The sequence below is a fragment of the Phosphitispora sp. TUW77 genome, assembly GCF_048453025.1.
Lineage (GTDB): Bacteria > Bacillota > Thermincolia > Thermincolales > UBA2595 > Phosphitispora.
On sequence record NZ_CP156677.1, the window covers coordinates 2,444,779 to 2,461,230 of the forward strand.

The 16,452-nt window shown below is 40.1% G+C and carries 15 protein-coding genes and 1 pseudogene; 5 read left to right on the plus strand and 11 right to left on the minus strand.

Translation table 11 applies throughout. The annotated features are described in order from the left end of the window. The first annotated feature begins 168 nt into the window (after positions 1–168). Positions 169–1,902, plus strand: coding sequence for an IS1634 family transposase (locus ABFY19_RS11800; protein ID WP_418790735.1), 1,734 nt, complete (start codon positions 169–171; stop codon positions 1,900–1,902). 153 nt (positions 1,903–2,055) lie between these two features. Here ABFY19_RS11800 and nuoB read toward each other — a convergent pair whose 3' ends face one another. The 6 genes from nuoB to hyfB are packed head-to-tail and all read right to left on the minus strand — an operon-like array spanning position 2,056 to position 9,529. Further along, positions 2,056–2,769, minus strand: a complete 714-nt coding sequence (gene nuoB / locus ABFY19_RS11805; protein ID WP_418790845.1) for an NADH-quinone oxidoreductase subunit NuoB — start codon at positions 2,767–2,769, stop codon at positions 2,056–2,058. Between the two features lie 11 nt (positions 2,770–2,780). Beyond that, a complete protein-coding gene (locus tag ABFY19_RS11810) occupies positions 2,781–4,394 on the minus strand; it encodes an NADH-quinone oxidoreductase subunit C (RefSeq protein WP_418790846.1) in 1,614 nt (537 codons plus the stop codon). Beyond that, complete coding sequence (locus tag ABFY19_RS11815; protein WP_418790847.1) at positions 4,394–5,869, minus strand: hydrogenase 4 subunit F; 1,476 nt, start codon at positions 5,867–5,869, stop codon at positions 4,394–4,396. Before ABFY19_RS11815 ends, ABFY19_RS11810 begins: the two co-directional genes overlap by 1 nt. After that, positions 5,866–6,531, minus strand: a complete 666-nt coding sequence (locus ABFY19_RS11820; protein WP_418790848.1) for an NADH-quinone oxidoreductase subunit K — start codon at positions 6,529–6,531, stop codon at positions 5,866–5,868. Before ABFY19_RS11820 ends, ABFY19_RS11815 begins: the two co-directional genes overlap by 4 nt. Then, a complete protein-coding gene (locus tag ABFY19_RS11825; protein ID WP_418790849.1) occupies positions 6,531–7,481 on the minus strand; it encodes a respiratory chain complex I subunit 1 family protein in 951 nt (316 codons plus the stop codon). Before ABFY19_RS11825 ends, ABFY19_RS11820 begins: the two co-directional genes overlap by 1 nt. 11 nt (positions 7,482–7,492) lie before the next feature. Next, positions 7,493–9,529, minus strand: coding sequence for a hydrogenase 4 subunit B (gene hyfB / locus ABFY19_RS11830; protein ID WP_418790850.1), 2,037 nt, complete (start codon positions 9,527–9,529; stop codon positions 7,493–7,495). Between the two features lie 303 nt (positions 9,530–9,832). Between hyfB and ABFY19_RS11835 the strand changes: the two genes are divergently transcribed. After that, positions 9,833–11,701, plus strand: a complete 1,869-nt coding sequence (locus tag ABFY19_RS11835) for a PAS domain S-box protein (protein WP_418790851.1) — start codon at positions 9,833–9,835, stop codon at positions 11,699–11,701. On the opposite strand, the pseudogene ABFY19_RS11840 reads toward ABFY19_RS11835, so the two are convergent. Then, a pseudogene (locus tag ABFY19_RS11840) lies at positions 11,682–11,999 on the minus strand (PEP-utilizing enzyme); the annotation flags it as partial. The gene ABFY19_RS11835 and the pseudogene ABFY19_RS11840 sit on opposite strands and share 20 nt — an antisense overlap. A 198-nt stretch (positions 12,000–12,197) precedes the next feature. Here ABFY19_RS11840 and ABFY19_RS11845 point away from each other — a divergent pair. Next, positions 12,198–12,416: a type II toxin-antitoxin system Phd/YefM family antitoxin gene (locus ABFY19_RS11845; RefSeq protein WP_418790852.1), complete on the plus strand. Its 219-nt coding sequence runs from the start codon at positions 12,198–12,200 to the stop codon at positions 12,414–12,416. Then, positions 12,413–12,820 carry a PIN domain-containing protein gene (locus ABFY19_RS11850; RefSeq protein WP_418790853.1) on the plus strand — a complete coding sequence of 136 codons (408 nt, stop codon included), beginning with the start codon at positions 12,413–12,415 and terminating at the stop codon, positions 12,818–12,820. Before ABFY19_RS11845 ends, ABFY19_RS11850 begins: the two co-directional genes overlap by 4 nt. 6 nt (positions 12,821–12,826) lie before the next feature. Here the strand turns inward: ABFY19_RS11850 and ABFY19_RS11855 are convergent, their stop codons facing one another. The 4 genes from ABFY19_RS11855 to ABFY19_RS11870 all read right to left on the minus strand — a co-directional run bounded on the left by ABFY19_RS11855 (position 12,827) and on the right by ABFY19_RS11870 (position 15,937). Then, positions 12,827–14,056, minus strand: a complete 1,230-nt coding sequence (locus tag ABFY19_RS11855; RefSeq protein WP_418790854.1) for a D-alanyl-D-alanine carboxypeptidase family protein — start codon at positions 14,054–14,056, stop codon at positions 12,827–12,829. A gap of 112 nt (positions 14,057–14,168) precedes the next feature. Then, on the minus strand, positions 14,169–15,413 hold the full coding sequence (locus tag ABFY19_RS11860; RefSeq protein ID WP_418790855.1) for a DUF4153 domain-containing protein: 1,245 nt from the start codon (positions 15,411–15,413) through the stop codon (positions 14,169–14,171). 13 nt (positions 15,414–15,426) lie between these two features. Then, on the minus strand, positions 15,427–15,645 hold the full coding sequence (locus tag ABFY19_RS11865) for a helix-turn-helix domain-containing protein (RefSeq protein ID WP_418790856.1): 219 nt from the start codon (positions 15,643–15,645) through the stop codon (positions 15,427–15,429). A 10-nt stretch (positions 15,646–15,655) separates the two neighbouring features. Continuing rightward, entirely contained in the window at positions 15,656–15,937 is a 282-nt protein-coding gene (locus ABFY19_RS11870; RefSeq protein ID WP_418792601.1) for a DUF2975 domain-containing protein, read from the minus strand. A gap of 310 nt (positions 15,938–16,247) precedes the next feature. On the opposite strand from ABFY19_RS11870, the gene ABFY19_RS11875 reads away from it, so the two are divergent. Further along, positions 16,248–16,442: a DUF1858 domain-containing protein gene (locus tag ABFY19_RS11875; RefSeq protein ID WP_418790857.1), complete on the plus strand. Its 195-nt coding sequence runs from the start codon at positions 16,248–16,250 to the stop codon at positions 16,440–16,442. Positions 16,443–16,452 lie beyond the last annotated feature (10 nt).

Below are 16,452 nucleotides of genomic sequence, written 5' to 3' on the forward strand. Positions count from 1 at the left end.
TCATCAACCCATGTATCAATGCCTGCGGCTTGGGTGCGGGTCTTTGACAGTTGCAAAAGTAAAAATCTCCGAAAGCCTTGATACAGGCTTATTTTTTTATCTTTTTTCTTTTTTATATAGCGCACTTCCTCGCACTGTGTTATAATATAAGGGGAGGCGATGTCTATTATGAGACTGAAGGTAACCAAATCTAAGAATTCAGCTTCACTTTATGTAATTAAATCTGTCTATAACAGTAAAACTCAGTCAAATTCTTCCGTAATTGTTGAGAAGCTTGGAACCGAGGCAGAACTCAGAAAAAAATTAAATGGACAAGACCCTTATGAATGGGCAAAAAACTACATCGCTGAATTAAACCAAAAGGAAAAGGAACACAAACGAGATGTTATTGTTAAGTATTACCAATCCAAGTTGATTGATAGAGATAAACAACGTTCCTTTAACGGCGGTTATCTCTTCTTGCAACAACTTTATCATCAATTAGGTCTACACAGGATTTGCAAAGAAATCTCTAACAACTATAAGTTTACCTTTAATCTGGACTTTATTCTTTCAAGATTGATTTACGGCAGAATCTTATTCCCCTCGTCAAAACTTAATACCTATCAGGAATCAAAACGTTTATTGGAACAACCTAACTTCGAATTGCAGCATGTGTATAGAGCCTTAGAGGTAATTTCCAAAGAAATGGATTTTATACAATCTGAGCTTTACAAAAACAGCTTGTCTATTTCAAAGCGAAATGACCGTATTCTTTATTATGACTGCACAAATTACTTTTTTGAAATCGAACAGGAGGACGGTCTTAAACAATACGGTTTTGCCAAAGATCACAAACCAAACCCGATTGTTGAGATGGGCTTATTTATGGACGGAGATGGGATTCCTCTTGCTTTTAGTATTCATAGCGGCAATACCAATGAGCAAACGACCCTCAGACCTTTGGAAGAAAAAATCCTCAAAGACTTTGAACTATCAAAGTTTATTGTCTGCACAGATGCCGGACTTTCATCAACGGAAAATCGTAAATTCAACAATAAAAAAAACCGGGCATTCATTACAACCCAGTCTACCAAAAAGTTGAAAAAACATCTAAGAGAGTGGGCACTTGACCCTTCTGGATGGCGTCTTTCGGGCATCAACAAAACCTTTGACATTGGAATGCTCGCTCAGGATGAATTAACCTATGAAAAATACAAAGCCGAAACCTTTTTTAAGGAACGTTGGATTAAGGAAGATGGACTTGAGCAAAAACTTATTGTCACCTTTTCTTTAAAATATCGGGATTACCAGAGGCAGATAAGGAATAGACAGCTGGAACGTGCCATCAAACTAATTCAAACCAAGCCATCAGACATCAAGAAAAAAAGCCAAAATGACTTTAAACGTTTCATATCTCCCACCAACATTACAAATGATGGCGAAATAGCGGACAAAGTAATTTACAGCTTAAATGAACAAGCTATTGCTAATGAAGAAATGTTTGATGGATTTTATACAATATGCACAAACTTGGATGATGATGCTTCCACCATCACAAAGATCAATAACAGACGTTGGGAGATTGAAGAATCCTTTAGATTGATGAAAAGTGAGTTCAAAGCCAGACCTGTTTACTTAAGTAGAGATGACAGGATACAAGCACATTTCACTACCTGTTTTCTCGCATTGACCCTTTTTAGATATCTTGAAAAAAAACTTGGAGAACAATTTACGAGCCACAATATCATTACCGAATTAAGAGAAATGAACTTTTACTCGATTCCTGCCGAAGGCTATATACCTACCTATACCAGAACGGATTTTACAGATGCACTACATGAGGCATTCGGTTTTAGAACGGATTATCAAATTGTCAGTACAAAACTGATGAAAAAAATTTATAAAGACACTAAACTTTAAAAAAGTACGCACTTTTTCAAATATTAAAAAAGCTTGAAACGCCCTATTTATAAGGTGTTCCAAGCTTTTTGCGTCTCACAACTGTCAAAGACAGGATAATATATCATAAACATTCTGGTATTGCAAGCATTTTATCTCATCTTCGGCTTACCCTTACTTCAACCTGTCCAGGGCGGTCATCAACCCATGTATCAATGCCTGCGGCTTGGGTGGACAGCCGGGTATATATACATCTACTGGCAAAATATTATCTACTCCCCCTGAACTGGCGTAACTCTTGCCGCAAATCCCGCCGCTGCAGGCACAAGCACCTACAGCCACCACCAGCTTGGGGGCAGGTGTGGCATTAAATGTTTTTCGGGCGGCAATTTCAAGGTTCCTGGTTACCGGTCCAGTAACCATCAGAATATCAGCATGCCGTGGTGAGGCCACGAAACTAAAACCAAAGCGCTGGATATCATAAACAGGTCCTGTTAGCGCCACCATTTCCCAATCACAGGCATTGCACGAACCCGCATCAAGGTGACGAATATGTGCTGACCTGCCAAATATTTTGCTGACCTTTTCCCTGCATGCTGTTTCAGCCAGTTCATAGTTTGATCCTAAAAAAACTGCGCTATTTTCACAGGTATCCTGGCAGTAACCGCAAAAAATGCATTTCTTTGGGTCGATTGACCAATAATCCCCCGAATTATTAAGCTTAATAGCTCCGGTAGGACATTCTGCAGCACATTTACCGCACTTAGGACACTTTTCCTCCTGCCATTCGGGCATACCCCGGAAACCCGGGGGCAAAACCTCTTTTTCTTTAGGATATCCGGTAGTAATCACCCCGGTCTGAAAACTCTTTTTAAAAATCCTTAACATGTGTTTTCCCCCTACCTGTCAAGACAAGAATAACACAGCTCGAAGCTTTTATTAATAAGCGGGAAATCCGGTACGATATTCCCCGGTACAGTTGACGGAACAACCGGCCAATTGCAGTATGAAGCCGACCTTACCATATGTCTGAATATGGTCCCATCCTCCCCGGACATTACAAAATGGACATTTTCACCCCTGGCTGATTCAGTAATTCCAACCGCGTAACAAAAGGGGGCCATCTCCCCTAATGATTCCCAGATTTCGCCTGCCGGCATTAATTCTAGGGCCTGTCTGATTATTCCCATTGATTCAAACGTTTCATCAATCCTGATTTTAAACCTGGCTAATACGTCTCCCTCTTTATAAACAGGCACTCCAAAAAATACTCTGTCATAAGCGACATAAGGGTGGTCCCTTCTGGTATCACGGTTGATTCCCGCTGCCCTGGCAGCAGGTCCGACAGCATGCAGGTCAAGCGCGGTCTGCTGTTGAAGAATGCCTGTCCCTTCACAACGGTCAAGATATGATTCCGTGCTCAGCAAAATATCTGTCAGTTCTCTGAAATCCTTTTCAACATCCCGTAATGTACTAAGTATTGCCTCACAGTCATTTTCCCGAATATCACGTCTAACCCCTCCCGGAATATTGATACCGCGCAGAAACCTGCTGCCAAAAACCCTTTCATTTAACCTCATAATTTCTTCTTTGAGCCTCGCACCATGCATAGTGCCAAACGCAAACCCGGTCCCGGCACATATATTTCCGACATCACCGATATGATTATAGAGCCGTTCCAGTTCTAATCCAATTGTTCTGATAAAATTAGCCCTATCCGGCACTTTGGTGTTTGCCAGCTTTTCAACTGCCTGACAAAAGGCCGTGGAATGAGACAGGGAACATGCGCCGCAAATCCGTTCCGCAATTAAAAGGCCGTGGTTGGGGGTTGTCCCTTCACACAGTTTTTCCATCCCCCTATGTGTATAAAAAAACCTTGCTTCCAGGTTAATAACATTTTCCCCGACAGCACTGAACCTAAAGTGACCGGGCTCAATAATACCGGCATGGATAGGCCCCACCGGGATTTGGATAACACCTTCACCTTCTACTTTGTCAAAGGAAAAGTGCCCTTCATGCCTGGGAACCTCACTGTCCGGCTTAAAGTCCCGCCGCATCGGGAAAAGGTTTTGAGGCCAGTCTTTGTGCAGGACCAGTCTGCGGTTATCCGGATGACCTTCAGGCTTTAATCCGAATAAATCCTTTATTTCGCGTTCATACCAGTGCGCGGCCGGTACATCTTTTGTAATCGAAGGGAATACCGGGTCATCTTCGCCAACAGATGTCCTAATTACCACAATAAACTTATCCAAATAACAAGCAAACGTATAATATAACATAAAACTGCCGTTAATGGTTCTTTCATCAGTAGCAGTTAATTGAATCAGTGAAAAGCCCAAATTATTGTTCAATTTGGCCGCAATACATATTATATTTGACTTTTCAGTTTGAAAATGCACTTCCCCTGGATAAGAAACAGAAGGTTTAGATATCATCCGCCCTCCAAAGGCTTCCATAAGGTATGTCACAAATTGCTCCGGTTGGGTGAAACGATGGCTGCCCTGTGCTGTCATTAATAAATTCCCCCTGCCATAACTAAGACAACTTGTCTCAGAATGTTATCGATAAACGAGGGTATATACATACCCATTACTGTTACTATAATCAATGGAAGCACAACCATTACCGCAGACCATTTCCCGAGTTCCCCCGGTGCTGTTCGTCCTTGCGGGGAGCCCAGGGCCATTCCGCTGACAGCATAAACAATACCGGCAAATACTAATGTAATAAACACTAACATTAAACCTGCAGCCATATATCTTCCCTGAGCAAAGCCCGAACTTAAAATGCTGAATTCGCTTAAGAAAATACTAAAAGGCGGCGCCCCGGCAATAGCAAGTCCGCCAATAACCATGGCAGTCCCGGTTATAGGCATTACCTTAATTACACCTTTAATTTTAGCTATTTTTTTTGTCTTATATTTTTGAGTTATATTGCCTGCCGCAAAAAACAGGGATGTCTTTGTCATTGCATGATTAAACATATGCAGGAAAGCCCCATACAGTCCCAGTTTGCCCCCTAACCCTATAGCCGCTGTAATAATTCCTATATGTTCGATACTGGAATAGGCCAGGAGCCGTTTCAAGTCATGCTGCACAATAATAAACGGCAAAGATACGGCAATCGAAAACAATCCGAAAATAAGCAGTAAATTTGATGAGAAATTCGGCCCCACAGAACCGGATACAATTAAATGAAACCTGATTATTCCGTACAAAGCACAGTTTAGCAATACCCCCGAAAGCATGGCACTGACAGGAGAAGGTGCCTGACTGTGCGCATCCGGCAACCAAGTGTGCATAGGAGCCAGACCTGCTTTAGTGCCATACCCGACCAGAATAAATATAAAGGCAAGTTTAATTAGCTTAGGGTCCAGCTTGTCTGCTGCGAGGATTAAGGATTTCCAGTTTAAAGCACCGCTTCCCTCTCCCAGCAGCGGTATCGCGGCATAATATAAAAGTATTGTCCCAAAGAGCGCAAATACAATACCTACCGTACAAATTATAATATATTTCCAGGCCGCCTCCAGTGAGCTCTTTTTATCATAATATCCCACTAAAAGTGCTGATGCCAGGGTTGTCCCTTCAATAGCCACCCACATAACACCAAGATTATTCACAACCACTACGAGAAACATGGTAAAGATAAAAATATAAAACCAGAAATAATACCATTTCAAACGGCTTTCAGGGATTTCTCCCTGATTTATTTCATGCAAAGTGTACCCAACAGAATATAAGCTTGCAGCCAGTCCTATAATAGCCACAATACTGATAATAAAAGCCCCTAAAGCATCAATATATATAAACCCCAGGGCTTCAATTGTTCCTTGGCTAAAAACGCTGCCGGCCACCTGATAAGCCGCCGCGGCAATCAATACCCCGCCGCCTAAATTGAAAACTCCGATAATTTTTCTGTTATTAACCAGCAGACACATTATTGCTGTTATGATAGGCAAAAACAGTAAAGCTAGCGGCACTCTAATCATCCCCGTAAATTTTTTAAGTTTTCCGTATCAATGGTATCAAAGGTCCGGTTTATCCTGAAGGCCAGGATTCCCATGATTAAGACTCCAATTAAAACATCTAAAAATATCCCCAGCTCAATCACTAAAGGCATTCCATGGGTGGTACCCACCCCAGCCAAAAAAAGACCGTTCTCCATTATAATCAAGCCGATTATCTGCATTACTGCCAGTTTTCGAGTAATCATAACAAATAATCCTATTAGAATCATGGATATTGCCGCCGGTAAAGCTTCACTTATAATGCCTGAACTTGTTCCGATTATATTACCTGAAACCGAATATGCTATAATTATTAACCCGGCACAGGTGATAAAAGACATTTTTATATTTATATATGACCTGACTTCCCTGCGGGTACCAACCCTGCCCACCACTTTGTGCAGGATAAACGGAATAACTGCAGCCTTAAAAAATACTGTCAATAGTGCTGCTGCATAAATCTCTTTAATACCGGTAGCCCAGGCCAGCACCGCTGTAACCCCGGCTAATAGAACAGCCTGCCCGGCGACAACCTTAATAGCCGTATCCAGCCTGCGTCCACCCACAATCAAAAACGATGTCGCCAAGGTAAGGGGTATTAGCAGGTTTATTAAGAGTTCATGAACATTTACATTAGCCATCATCAACTGCCCCCAAACAAGAACTTGGTAATAAGGCCTAAAAATCCTAATAGGAAAGATCCCATAAGAAGCTCGGGAACTTTAAACAATCTCATTTTGGCAAACGATGTTTCTATAATCGCCATTGCTAATCCAATAATAATAACTTTGCCTAAATACGCCAGTAATCCAATTGCTAAACCATTAATACCTGTTCCGGCAGCAATACCCCAAGGGAAAAACAGGTTAGCCAGCAATGAAAATATCAGCAGTTGTTTTACGGAAGCCCCTAATGTCAATATGGCAAGCGGTTTACCGGAATATTCCAGCAGCATTCCTTCATGAATCATGGTCAGTTCAAGGTGGGTATCCGGGTTGTCGACCGGAATACGCCCCGTTTCAGCCAAGGCTACAATAAAAACCGCCCCGAAGGTCAGCAGGTGGGCCGGCGTATATGCTGCAATTCCGGCATTGTTTACACCGGATATGATTCCGCCAAGATTTGTGGTGCCTGCATTAATTGCCATAGTAAACAGTGCAAGCATCAGTGCCGGTTCAGCAAGTGACGAAATAGCCATTTCACGGCTGCTCGCCATTCCCCCGAAGGCGCTGCCGGCATCCAGACCGGCCAGGGTAAGGAAAAACCGCCCCAAAGCAAATAAATAAATTACCATGATAGCGTCTCCGGTATGACTTAGAAAACCTGCTGCAGATATTGTCGGAATCAGCGTAGCCGCTGCCAGTAATGCGCCAAAATATATGTAAGGTGTCACCCTAAAAATCCAGGATGCATGTTCAGATATTACCGATTCCTTTTGCATGTATTTGTATAAATCAAGGTACGGTTGAAAAATTCCCGGTCCCCTGCGGGTCTGAAAAACAGCCTTGAATTTCATGATTATCCCGGTAACAAGCGGGGCGGCCAAGACAATGATCATAACCTGAAGCAAACTGACAGCCAAAGCTTCTATCATTTGACTTCCTCCTATCTGGCAAAAATAAGTAACAGTACCAGCACAACAAATATATACGCCAAATACAAATGGATACTTCCTGATTGAAATATTTTGATTCTATTGGCAATCCTTATTAATATTTGTGTTATCGGGCCATAAATTGTTTCTTCAAACACAGGTTTAATAGAACCTCTATATTTTATAACCCTGGTAAAATACGGTTCGAGAATATATTCTTTTTGAATTTCACGCTTTGGCTGAAATATTTTGCGAAAAATAATAAGAATAGGTTTAGAAAAAGAAGTAGCACTGTATTCCATATTTGGGGAAAGAACCATCCCACAGTTCCATGTCTCATCTGTCCTAACCGTACCGCTTTTGCCAATGACCCTGAAAACAAAAAATATCAAAAAAACCGCAGCAGCCAAAATAATTACCAGGCTTATAGGAGAAATCCCGGTTACAGGTTTCATTTTAGTCAACACATTAACCCAGCCGTAACCCCCGAGGATTTGTGTTGTTCCAACTCCCAGCAGAGCTTTGCACACTGGGTTTAATAAGCTTATAACTATCAGCGGGGCCACACCAATAACAAAACAAAGCAGAGCCAGCAGGCCCATTGCCAGCCTCATGCTGACCGGAACTTCCCTGGCACTTTCCGCATTAGCACTTCTCGGCAAGGCCAAAAACTGGATTCCAAATGCTTTGACAAAACACGCAGCAGCTAATGCCCCGGTTAAAGCAAGGGCAGCTCCGCTTAGTGGGCCCAAAATATTCAATAAAGTTGATGTGCTTCCTGAACCCAACATTAATAGTGATTGAAATGTAAGCCATTCACTAACAAAACCGTTAAATGGCGGTATGGCTGAAATTGATATGGCACCAATCAGAAAGAAAAAACCTGTCCAAGGCATCTTTTTCAAGAGGCCGCCCAGCTTTTCGATATCCCTTGTCCTTGTTGCAAAATGGACCGAACCGGCGCCAAGAAAAAGCAATCCTTTAAATATAGCATGGTTAAATACGTGAAATAGTGCGGCTGTCAAACCTACCATAGCCATTTTATTATTACCATTGCCAATAAATATAAGGGACGCTCCCAACCCGATTAATATAATGCCAATGTTTTCAACACTGGAATAAGCAAATAAACGTTTAATATCGTGTTCCATCAAAGCGTACATAACACCTAATACTGCGGAAATACTTCCAATAACCAGGATAAGTACCCCCCACCAAACCGGTCCTCCACCCATCATTTCAATAACAACCTTTATAAATCCGTAAATTGCGGTTTTTATCATCACACCCGACATGATGGCAGAAACATTGCTTGGTGCAGCCGGGTGAGCCCTGGGCAGCCATATATGCAACGGAACTATGCCTGCTTTAGTTCCAAACCCAAGTGTTATCAAAAGAAATACTATGGTTTTAAGCTGCGACGGAAGCGCATGCCCTGCAGCCGCATACAGTAAAAAGTTGAAACTGCCGGCATATTTATATAGCAGCATAAATGCAGCAACAATGAACAATGTTCCGATATGAGTCATTACTATGTAAATAAAACCTGCTTTCCTTATATTTGGATCATGATGGTCATAAACCACCAGAAAATACGATGACAGTGACATTAGCTCCCAGAAAAACAGGAACATTAAAGCATTTTCACTGGCAACCAGAGTAATCATTGAAAATACAAACAGATTATATAACAACCCCAAAAAACCGATGTTGTGCTTTCCGATATACTCAGTAACATAGCCATAAGAATAAACCGATACAGAAAAACATACTACGCATATTACCGTGATAAAGAAAGCTGCCAGGGGTCCAATCGTGAATCCCAATGGTACATTTAATAACGACCAGGGCAAATTAAAATGTGCCGGACTTCCGGTCAATAATACCATTATTCCGAGCCCCATCCCGCTCAAAGATGAAATGTTTGCACAGGTAAATCCCATAATAATGCTTAATTTAGGCTTTCTATGCAATATAAAAGAAAGCAGACCCCCTACTAACGGGAGGCCTACTGTGATTAAAAACAGGCTTCGAGTTAAACTGGGCATATTACATGCGCCTCTTATTCTTATAAATTTTTGCAAGCTGCTTATATTTTAGCACTTTCGCAACCAATATTAAAACAGTATACTTGTTTAAATTATCATATATTGAGTTAAATTGTTGCTTAATATCATACTACAATAGTTTTTCTCGAATTATTAAATATTTTCTCTTTATTTCTCGTATTTTGTTTGGTATATAACAAAGTTAAACAAGTTTCCTCGACAATGTTTTTAAGACGAGTTATCGATTATGAATTATAATTTATAATTGTAATAATACTGGTTTTATTGAAAGTTGGTGCTAACTTGAATTCAAAAGCGGTTAATTTAATAAATTTAAACCTCCATCCTAAAAACGAAATAGATAATATGATGCTGTTTCTTTTTGAAATACTTGAAAATTCCTCTCAGCCATTTGCTTCAGGATTTTCAAATGGCAGCTTAATTTATTGCAACCAAGCATTCTGCGAGCTTATAGGTTATACCAAAGAGGAACTTTGCAATATATCATGGACAGATGATTTTGTCCCTCCTCAATGGCGAAAATATGAAGCTAATTTCATCGAAAAATTAAATAAAACAGGCAAACCTCAACGCTATGAAATAGAATATCTCTGCAAAGACGGCAAAATGGTTCCGGTTGAAATTTTGGTACATAGAGCATATGATACCAATTTAAGTGCTGTTTTTTACTACGGATATATTACTGATATTAGCGAACGCAAACAAATGCAGGAAGAACTCAGGAAGTGCCAGGAAGACAGGTTTGCTGTTGTTTTTAATGCCAGTCCATGTGGAATGTCAATTATCGATTTGAATGGAAGGTACATAGATGTAAACACCAGTTATGAAAGAATCACAGGATATACTAAGTGCGAAATTCTTGGCAAAACAATTTTCGACCTTGATTTTGCGGAACAAGAAGAGTTAGAGAATGTCATGGAAATTTTAAATAATAGTGATTCATTTCGAAATAATGAAGTAAAGATGAAGATTAAAAATGGAAATTTCCGTATGCTAAGTATTGCACTTAAAAAAATAAAATTCGGTGGAAAGGAATATATTCTAAGTATTTCTGATGATATTACTGAACAAAAAACATTAGAGCAAGAATTAAAAAACTCAAACGAATTATTTAAAAATGCTTTCAACTTAGCTCCTTTTCCCATGGCCATAACTTCAATTAAGGAAGCCAGAATCATAGAACTTAATCAAACCTTCCTTGAAACATTTGGTTATGACCGGGAAGAAGTTATTGGTGACACCGTATTCAACTTTAATTTTTGGGCTGATATAAAACTACGCAGTAAAGTAATGCAGGAATTAAAACACAAGGAATATTTTAAAAATTTCGAAGTAGTATTCCTAACAAAATCAGGTAATAAAAAAAATATATTGCTGTCCGGAAGATTAATAGCTTTTAATGGTGAATTATGTATACTGGGTCTAATGAATGATATCACTGACCTAAAACATGCCGAACAAGAACGGCAGATATTTCAAAAAGAAATGGCTCGCTTGGACTTCCTAAATGTAGTTGGTGAAATGGCTTCAGGGATTGGACATGAAATAAGAAACCCCATGACCAGTGTACGGGGATTTCTTCAATTACTCGCAAACAAAGAAACTGATAGTAAAAAATTAGAGTACTATGATTTAATGATCGGGGAGCTTGACAGAGCTAATCTAATAATTTCAGAATATCTCTCTTTATCAAAAGACAGGATTGTTGAACTGCAGCACTCTTCTCTAAATGAAATCATTATTGCTTTGTACCCTCTATTAAACTCTGATGCAATTAAACAAGATAAACATATTGCGCTTAACAAATCAGATTTACCCGATATCTTAATCAATGAAAAAGAAATTCGACAGCTCATTATAAACATTGTTAGAAATGCAATAGAAGCATCTCCACCAATGGGAATTATAACCATAAGTACCTCCGTGTATGATGGTGAGGTCATTTTGTCCATTCAAGATAAAGGAACTGGTATCCCACCTGAAATCTATGAAAAACTTGGCACACCGTTTGTAACTACTAAAGACAGCGGGACAGGTTTGGGTTTATCAATTTGCTATAGCATTGCCCATAGGCATAATGCCAAAATAGATGTAAAAACTGGTGAGACAGGGACTATTTTTTATATCAGGTTTAAGATTCCTGAACAGTAAGAATTACCTTACCTTCATCACCATCAACAGCAATCTTCTGACAGTCTTTTACTATGTTCATTACACCCTGCACGTTAACAACCGCCGGAATCCCATATTCTCGGGCCACAATTACGCCGTGAGACAGGTAACCACCGGTCTCCATCACAATACCGGATGCTTTAAGAAACAAAGGGGTCCAAGCCGGGTCAGTAGATGGTGCCGCCAATATGTCGCCGTTTTGCAGGCACAGACCTTCATTGGGACTAATTATCAGCCGCGCTTTGCCGCTCACCTGTCCGTTGGCTACCCCTAGACCGCCCCCCGGTGGTATCTTGAAACCATATTTGGCGTCCCAGGTTCCACCCCTTACCACCTGCAATCTCCGCTCACTTCGAACGCTTCTTCCGGCACAATATCCACAAACAAAATCGTGCGATTTCATAGATATTTTCGTGCGATTTGAGTATAATAGTATTGGAACATAAAATAGCAACACCATAGGAGGTCCAATCAAATGTTGATTACAGCTACTGAACTGAAAAACAACATCGGCAAATACCTTGCTCTCGCTGCCACACATGATATCTATATCACCAAGAACGGAAAAAGCATCGCCAAGCTGACAAGTGCCGCTGCCGATAAGGTCGCTCTGCTTGACAGTCTTGTCGGCATCGTCCCGGACGGGAACCTGACACTCAACGATATCAAGAAGGAGCGTTTAAAGAAACAATGAGAATACTGTTCGACACAAACATCATCCTTGACATATTGCTCAAGAGAGAACCATTCTTTGAAGCATCCTACGACGCTTTAAAGCAAGCGGCGGCAAACAACACCGAATGTCTCGTGTCTGCCGCCGCCGTCACCGACATCTTCTACCTGCTCCGCAAAGGATTAGGCGATACAGATAAAGCAAAAGAATATCTGGAACGCCTGATGCAGTTAATTATCATTGCCGACGTTCTAGCACTTGATATCCAAACCGCGCTATCCGACTCCATACCGAATTTTGAAGATGCAGTCGTTCACGCGGTTGCCGCTCGGAATAAGGTCGACTACATCCTGACACGAAACACAAAGGATTTTAAAGATGCAGCAGTTCCGGTAATCACACCGCAAAACTTCCTCAAGCTATAGTTAAATTTACCTAAAAATTTTCCAGAAAAATCCCGGTGGATTAATTTTTTCTGTGTTTTGCATGGAAACGGTTTGAGACGTTTTTCCCGTTTGCACCGTTAAAGTTGCAACATCTGTTCCTGGGGCGGCCGGTAATTTTATTGCCAGTGGATTAATGAAATAAGATACTTTCATGCCGGGATAACCAAAGACCTGAATAGGCTGGCTAACCTGCAAATCACTTTGACTGTGCCAGGGAGTAGTAATTTGACCAAAACCGTTTTCCGGTGGTGTCAGTGTATATGATTTAAACTGCGGCCGAACCTCGTCTAAAATCCGGGCATTGGCCTCCAGTGCGCTTTGCAGGTTTCGGTTGGCCTTCTTACTGCCCAACACGGCGGCAATAATATAATGCTTTTCACTTCCGTTTACTACGGGTGCGGCTGAGACAAAACACCCGCCGGCCTTCGTGGTGGAACCGGTCTTAATGCCCACAATCCCATGTTTACCCAACATCCAGTTTACATTGTACACCTTACCGGCTAAAGGGAGTGTCGCATCCGGCATGGCGACAATTTCACGAAATACAGGGTCCTGCATAGCTGCCTGGGCTATTTTGATTTGATCAACCGCATTACTCACAGTAGCCTCATTCGCCCCACTGGCATCAGCATAGTGGGTATTGGTCATACCAAGAGATTTGGCGGTATCATTCATTTTAGCAATAAATGCTTCATCTGACCCTGCAACCCAGCGTCCTAATGTATCGGCAATATTATTCCCGGACGGCAGCAGCAAACCTTCCAGAAGTTGTCTCTCAGTCAATTCCTCCCCAGCAGTAACCGGCAAGCGAGAGTAATTCTTTTCTATGGCTGACTGGTAACCTGCCACATCCTGATCTGTCATCGTCAAGGTCGGCCCATCCTCACCGGGTTGTAATGGATGTGCTTTTAAAACCAAATAAGCAGTCATTATTTTGGCTACACTGGCAATTGGAACCGGGTTCTGATCCGGCGAGGAAGCTATTACGCCAAAGGTATCAGTCCCAATAGCGGATTGAGCTTGATCCGGAAAGGCAACTGAAAATTGGCCGGGTAAAACAATGTTTTGTGCTGATGTTGTGGCATCAATATCTGGAATTGGACTATTGAAGCGGACAATGCCTATTATAGCTAACCCGATAATAAAGAGGATAATAACCAGAACAAAAATCGCTTTGGGATCAATAGACTTGTATAATTTTTGATTATCGGACATATCTACCAAACCTCCCGTCAAAATTAATTCGAAGGTATTTTTACCCTCAACCTCTTTTTATATTCTTTATTAAGAATAACCTCTCCATAGTAGGAAGATTCAACCTTTGCAATTAGAAAATTAAAGGAAAAGTAAATGTAACAAAAGCTGCCCAAAGTCCATAGACCGGCAAATACTTAGTAGTGGCATCTTGGATAGTTGAAGGTCCGGTTTTGTTTTGTAGAAAACGCATATATGAGAGCATAATCCAAATTAGATTAGCCCAGATAAGTATGTTTACTCCAAGAACAGCAAGTCTGTTAGGCGTAATCCCATAAGAAGAAAGCCTGAACACTATGGCTGATAAAGCCACACTGTCAATAATAAGAACAAGAACAATCAGGGCAAAATTAATATAATCAGAAATGCTCTTTTTCTCGTCTGTACCGCTTTCGGCAATGGAGAATATAGTGACGGCCAATACACTAAGGAGTATTCCGTTGAAAGATAAGAGAAAATCTCGGTCCAAGAATGGGTTTTTGCCAACCCAAATAACCATTATCATATAAACCAATAATGTAGCCAGTACAAGAGGACTAAAAATTTTGGCTATATATGGTGCAATATTTTTGGCAAGTTTAAGGTTCCTTGTTACCAGGTATGCTGCCACAATAGCAAGAGCGGCAGCGCCAAATAATACGACATTTTTAAAATAAAATTCTTCTATATCCATTCCGATAAATCCAAATAACTGCATGGTTAATGCCGCTAGCAGCATTCCGCTGATTGCCATGCTGGCGTAAAGTATGCAAAATTCCCCATTAAATTTAAGATAGGCTAGTCTTGCACTGCCTATGCCATATTCATTTCCTGTAAATGCAAGCCCTAATAATGTCCACAAGAAAATGGGAAGGTGTAGATATGCCAGGATAATACTATCTTTTTGCTCAAGTGGCAGCATATTAAGATAAAATACAGAAATTAGAAATAGCGATGCAAGTATGTAAAGAATATTTTTTTTAGGAGTATTATTAAATACAAAATAGACAGCAATAAAGGGAAGTACCCCAAAAACAAGATTAACAGGGGCTATTGCCTGCAATTCAACAAAATGCAAAATTATCCTGGTGCTTATCCCGGCCAGAATTGCTAAAATACCCATAGATAAGAAATCTTTCTGTAGCAAGAAAACTTTTTCATTATTTGCCGTCTCCTTGAAATGTAATCTTTCATACCAAACGGCAAGAACCTGCGAATCAGGGTTTTGTTCCCAGGCATAAGAAAATGACTTTACGAACGCTTCGGGTTCTTTTCTAAACCTTCTCTCCAACTCATGGGGATTATCAATATTTTCAATAATAATATTGTTAATATCCATAGTTATACCTCCCCTAATAATTGTCTTCGTCACATTTATATTCTAAAATATCTCCAGGCTGACATTCTAAAGCCTTGCAAATCGCCTCTAGAGTTGATAACCGAACCGCTTTTGCCTTTCCATTTTTTAATATAGAAAGGTTGGCCATTGTTATTCCAACCCTCTCTGAAAGTTCTGTTACACTCATTTTCCTTTTAGCCAGCATCACATCAATATTAATTATAATTGCCATGTTATTCACCTCAAACCGTTAAATCATTTTCTGTTTTTATGTCTATGGCTTCTTTTAAAAGTCTTTGCAAAACAGCAGCAAAGACTGCAATTACAGAAGAAGAAAAAATAATGATGAATGGGAGTGCAGGGCATAGAAAAACGGTATCGCCGCTGCATACATGCCGATTAAAACCGGATAGTGCAAATAATCGACAAATGAAGGCAGCCAAAATATATACAGAGCAACAACCGGAATTCCAATAAGAATAACAGCTATTTTTAAAAAAAATGTTGTTCCTCGTTTCATAAATAGCACCTCACTTATTAATTTACTAATTTAATTATAACACACTTTTATTGTTTTACAATAAATTATTATCAAATTTTAATATATTTTTATTGCAGTTTATTGATTTTGCTATTAGAAAGCAAAAAAACCTGCAATCATGCGTGTTCTCCTTTACGTAATTATCCTCTCATAAATAATACTTATTCCATATGTGGATACCATAGTGTTTTTTTATTAGTTATTAGTACTGTCCTATATTATAATTAGAATTGAATTAGTTCTCTTATGGAAAGCTACTATGGGCGAATGTTTACCCAAAAGGAGTATGTATATTGATTACAAAGGATATGACAATTCTTGATATTGTAAATAAATATCCTGAAACCATAGATGTGTTTCAAGCTTATGATAAAACATATTCAACTTGCATTTGCTGCACCTCGCTGTTTGAAACCCTGGAAAATACAGCTTCTATGCATAAGTTAGATTTGGTTAAATTGCTGTCTGATCTTAATAAAACGTTATAAAATTAATATT

What these genes read in the sequence shown, in the direction of transcription:
- ABFY19_RS11865 (WP_418790856.1), bottom strand. Translation starts at nt 15,645, where the DNA reads ATGGCAATTATAATTAATATTGATGTGATGCTGGCTAAAAGGAAAATG.
- nuoB (WP_418790845.1), bottom strand. Translation starts at nt 2,769, where the DNA reads ATGTTAAGGATTTTTAAAAAGAGTTTTCAGACCGGGGTGATTACTACC.
- ABFY19_RS11825 (WP_418790849.1), bottom strand. Translation starts at nt 7,481, where the DNA reads ATGATAGAAGCTTTGGCTGTCAGTTTGCTTCAGGTTATGATCATTGTC.
- ABFY19_RS11850 (WP_418790853.1), top strand. Translation starts at nt 12,413, where the DNA reads ATGAGAATACTGTTCGACACAAACATCATCCTTGACATATTGCTCAAG.
- ABFY19_RS11810 (WP_418790846.1), bottom strand. Translation starts at nt 4,394, where the DNA reads ATGACAGCACAGGGCAGCCATCGTTTCACCCAACCGGAGCAATTTGTG.
- ABFY19_RS11815 (WP_418790847.1), bottom strand. Translation starts at nt 5,869, where the DNA reads ATGATTAGAGTGCCGCTAGCTTTACTGTTTTTGCCTATCATAACAGCA.
- ABFY19_RS11820 (WP_418790848.1), bottom strand. Translation starts at nt 6,531, where the DNA reads ATGATGGCTAATGTAAATGTTCATGAACTCTTAATAAACCTGCTAATA.
- hyfB (WP_418790850.1), bottom strand. Translation starts at nt 9,529, where the DNA reads ATGCCCAGTTTAACTCGAAGCCTGTTTTTAATCACAGTAGGCCTCCCG.
- ABFY19_RS11855 (WP_418790854.1), bottom strand. Translation starts at nt 14,056, where the DNA reads ATGTCCGATAATCAAAAATTATACAAGTCTATTGATCCCAAAGCGATT.
- ABFY19_RS11800 (WP_418790735.1), top strand. Translation starts at nt 169, where the DNA reads ATGAGACTGAAGGTAACCAAATCTAAGAATTCAGCTTCACTTTATGTA.
- ABFY19_RS11845 (WP_418790852.1), top strand. Translation starts at nt 12,198, where the DNA reads ATGTTGATTACAGCTACTGAACTGAAAAACAACATCGGCAAATACCTT.
- ABFY19_RS11860 (WP_418790855.1), bottom strand. Translation starts at nt 15,413, where the DNA reads ATGGATATTAACAATATTATTATTGAAAATATTGATAATCCCCATGAG.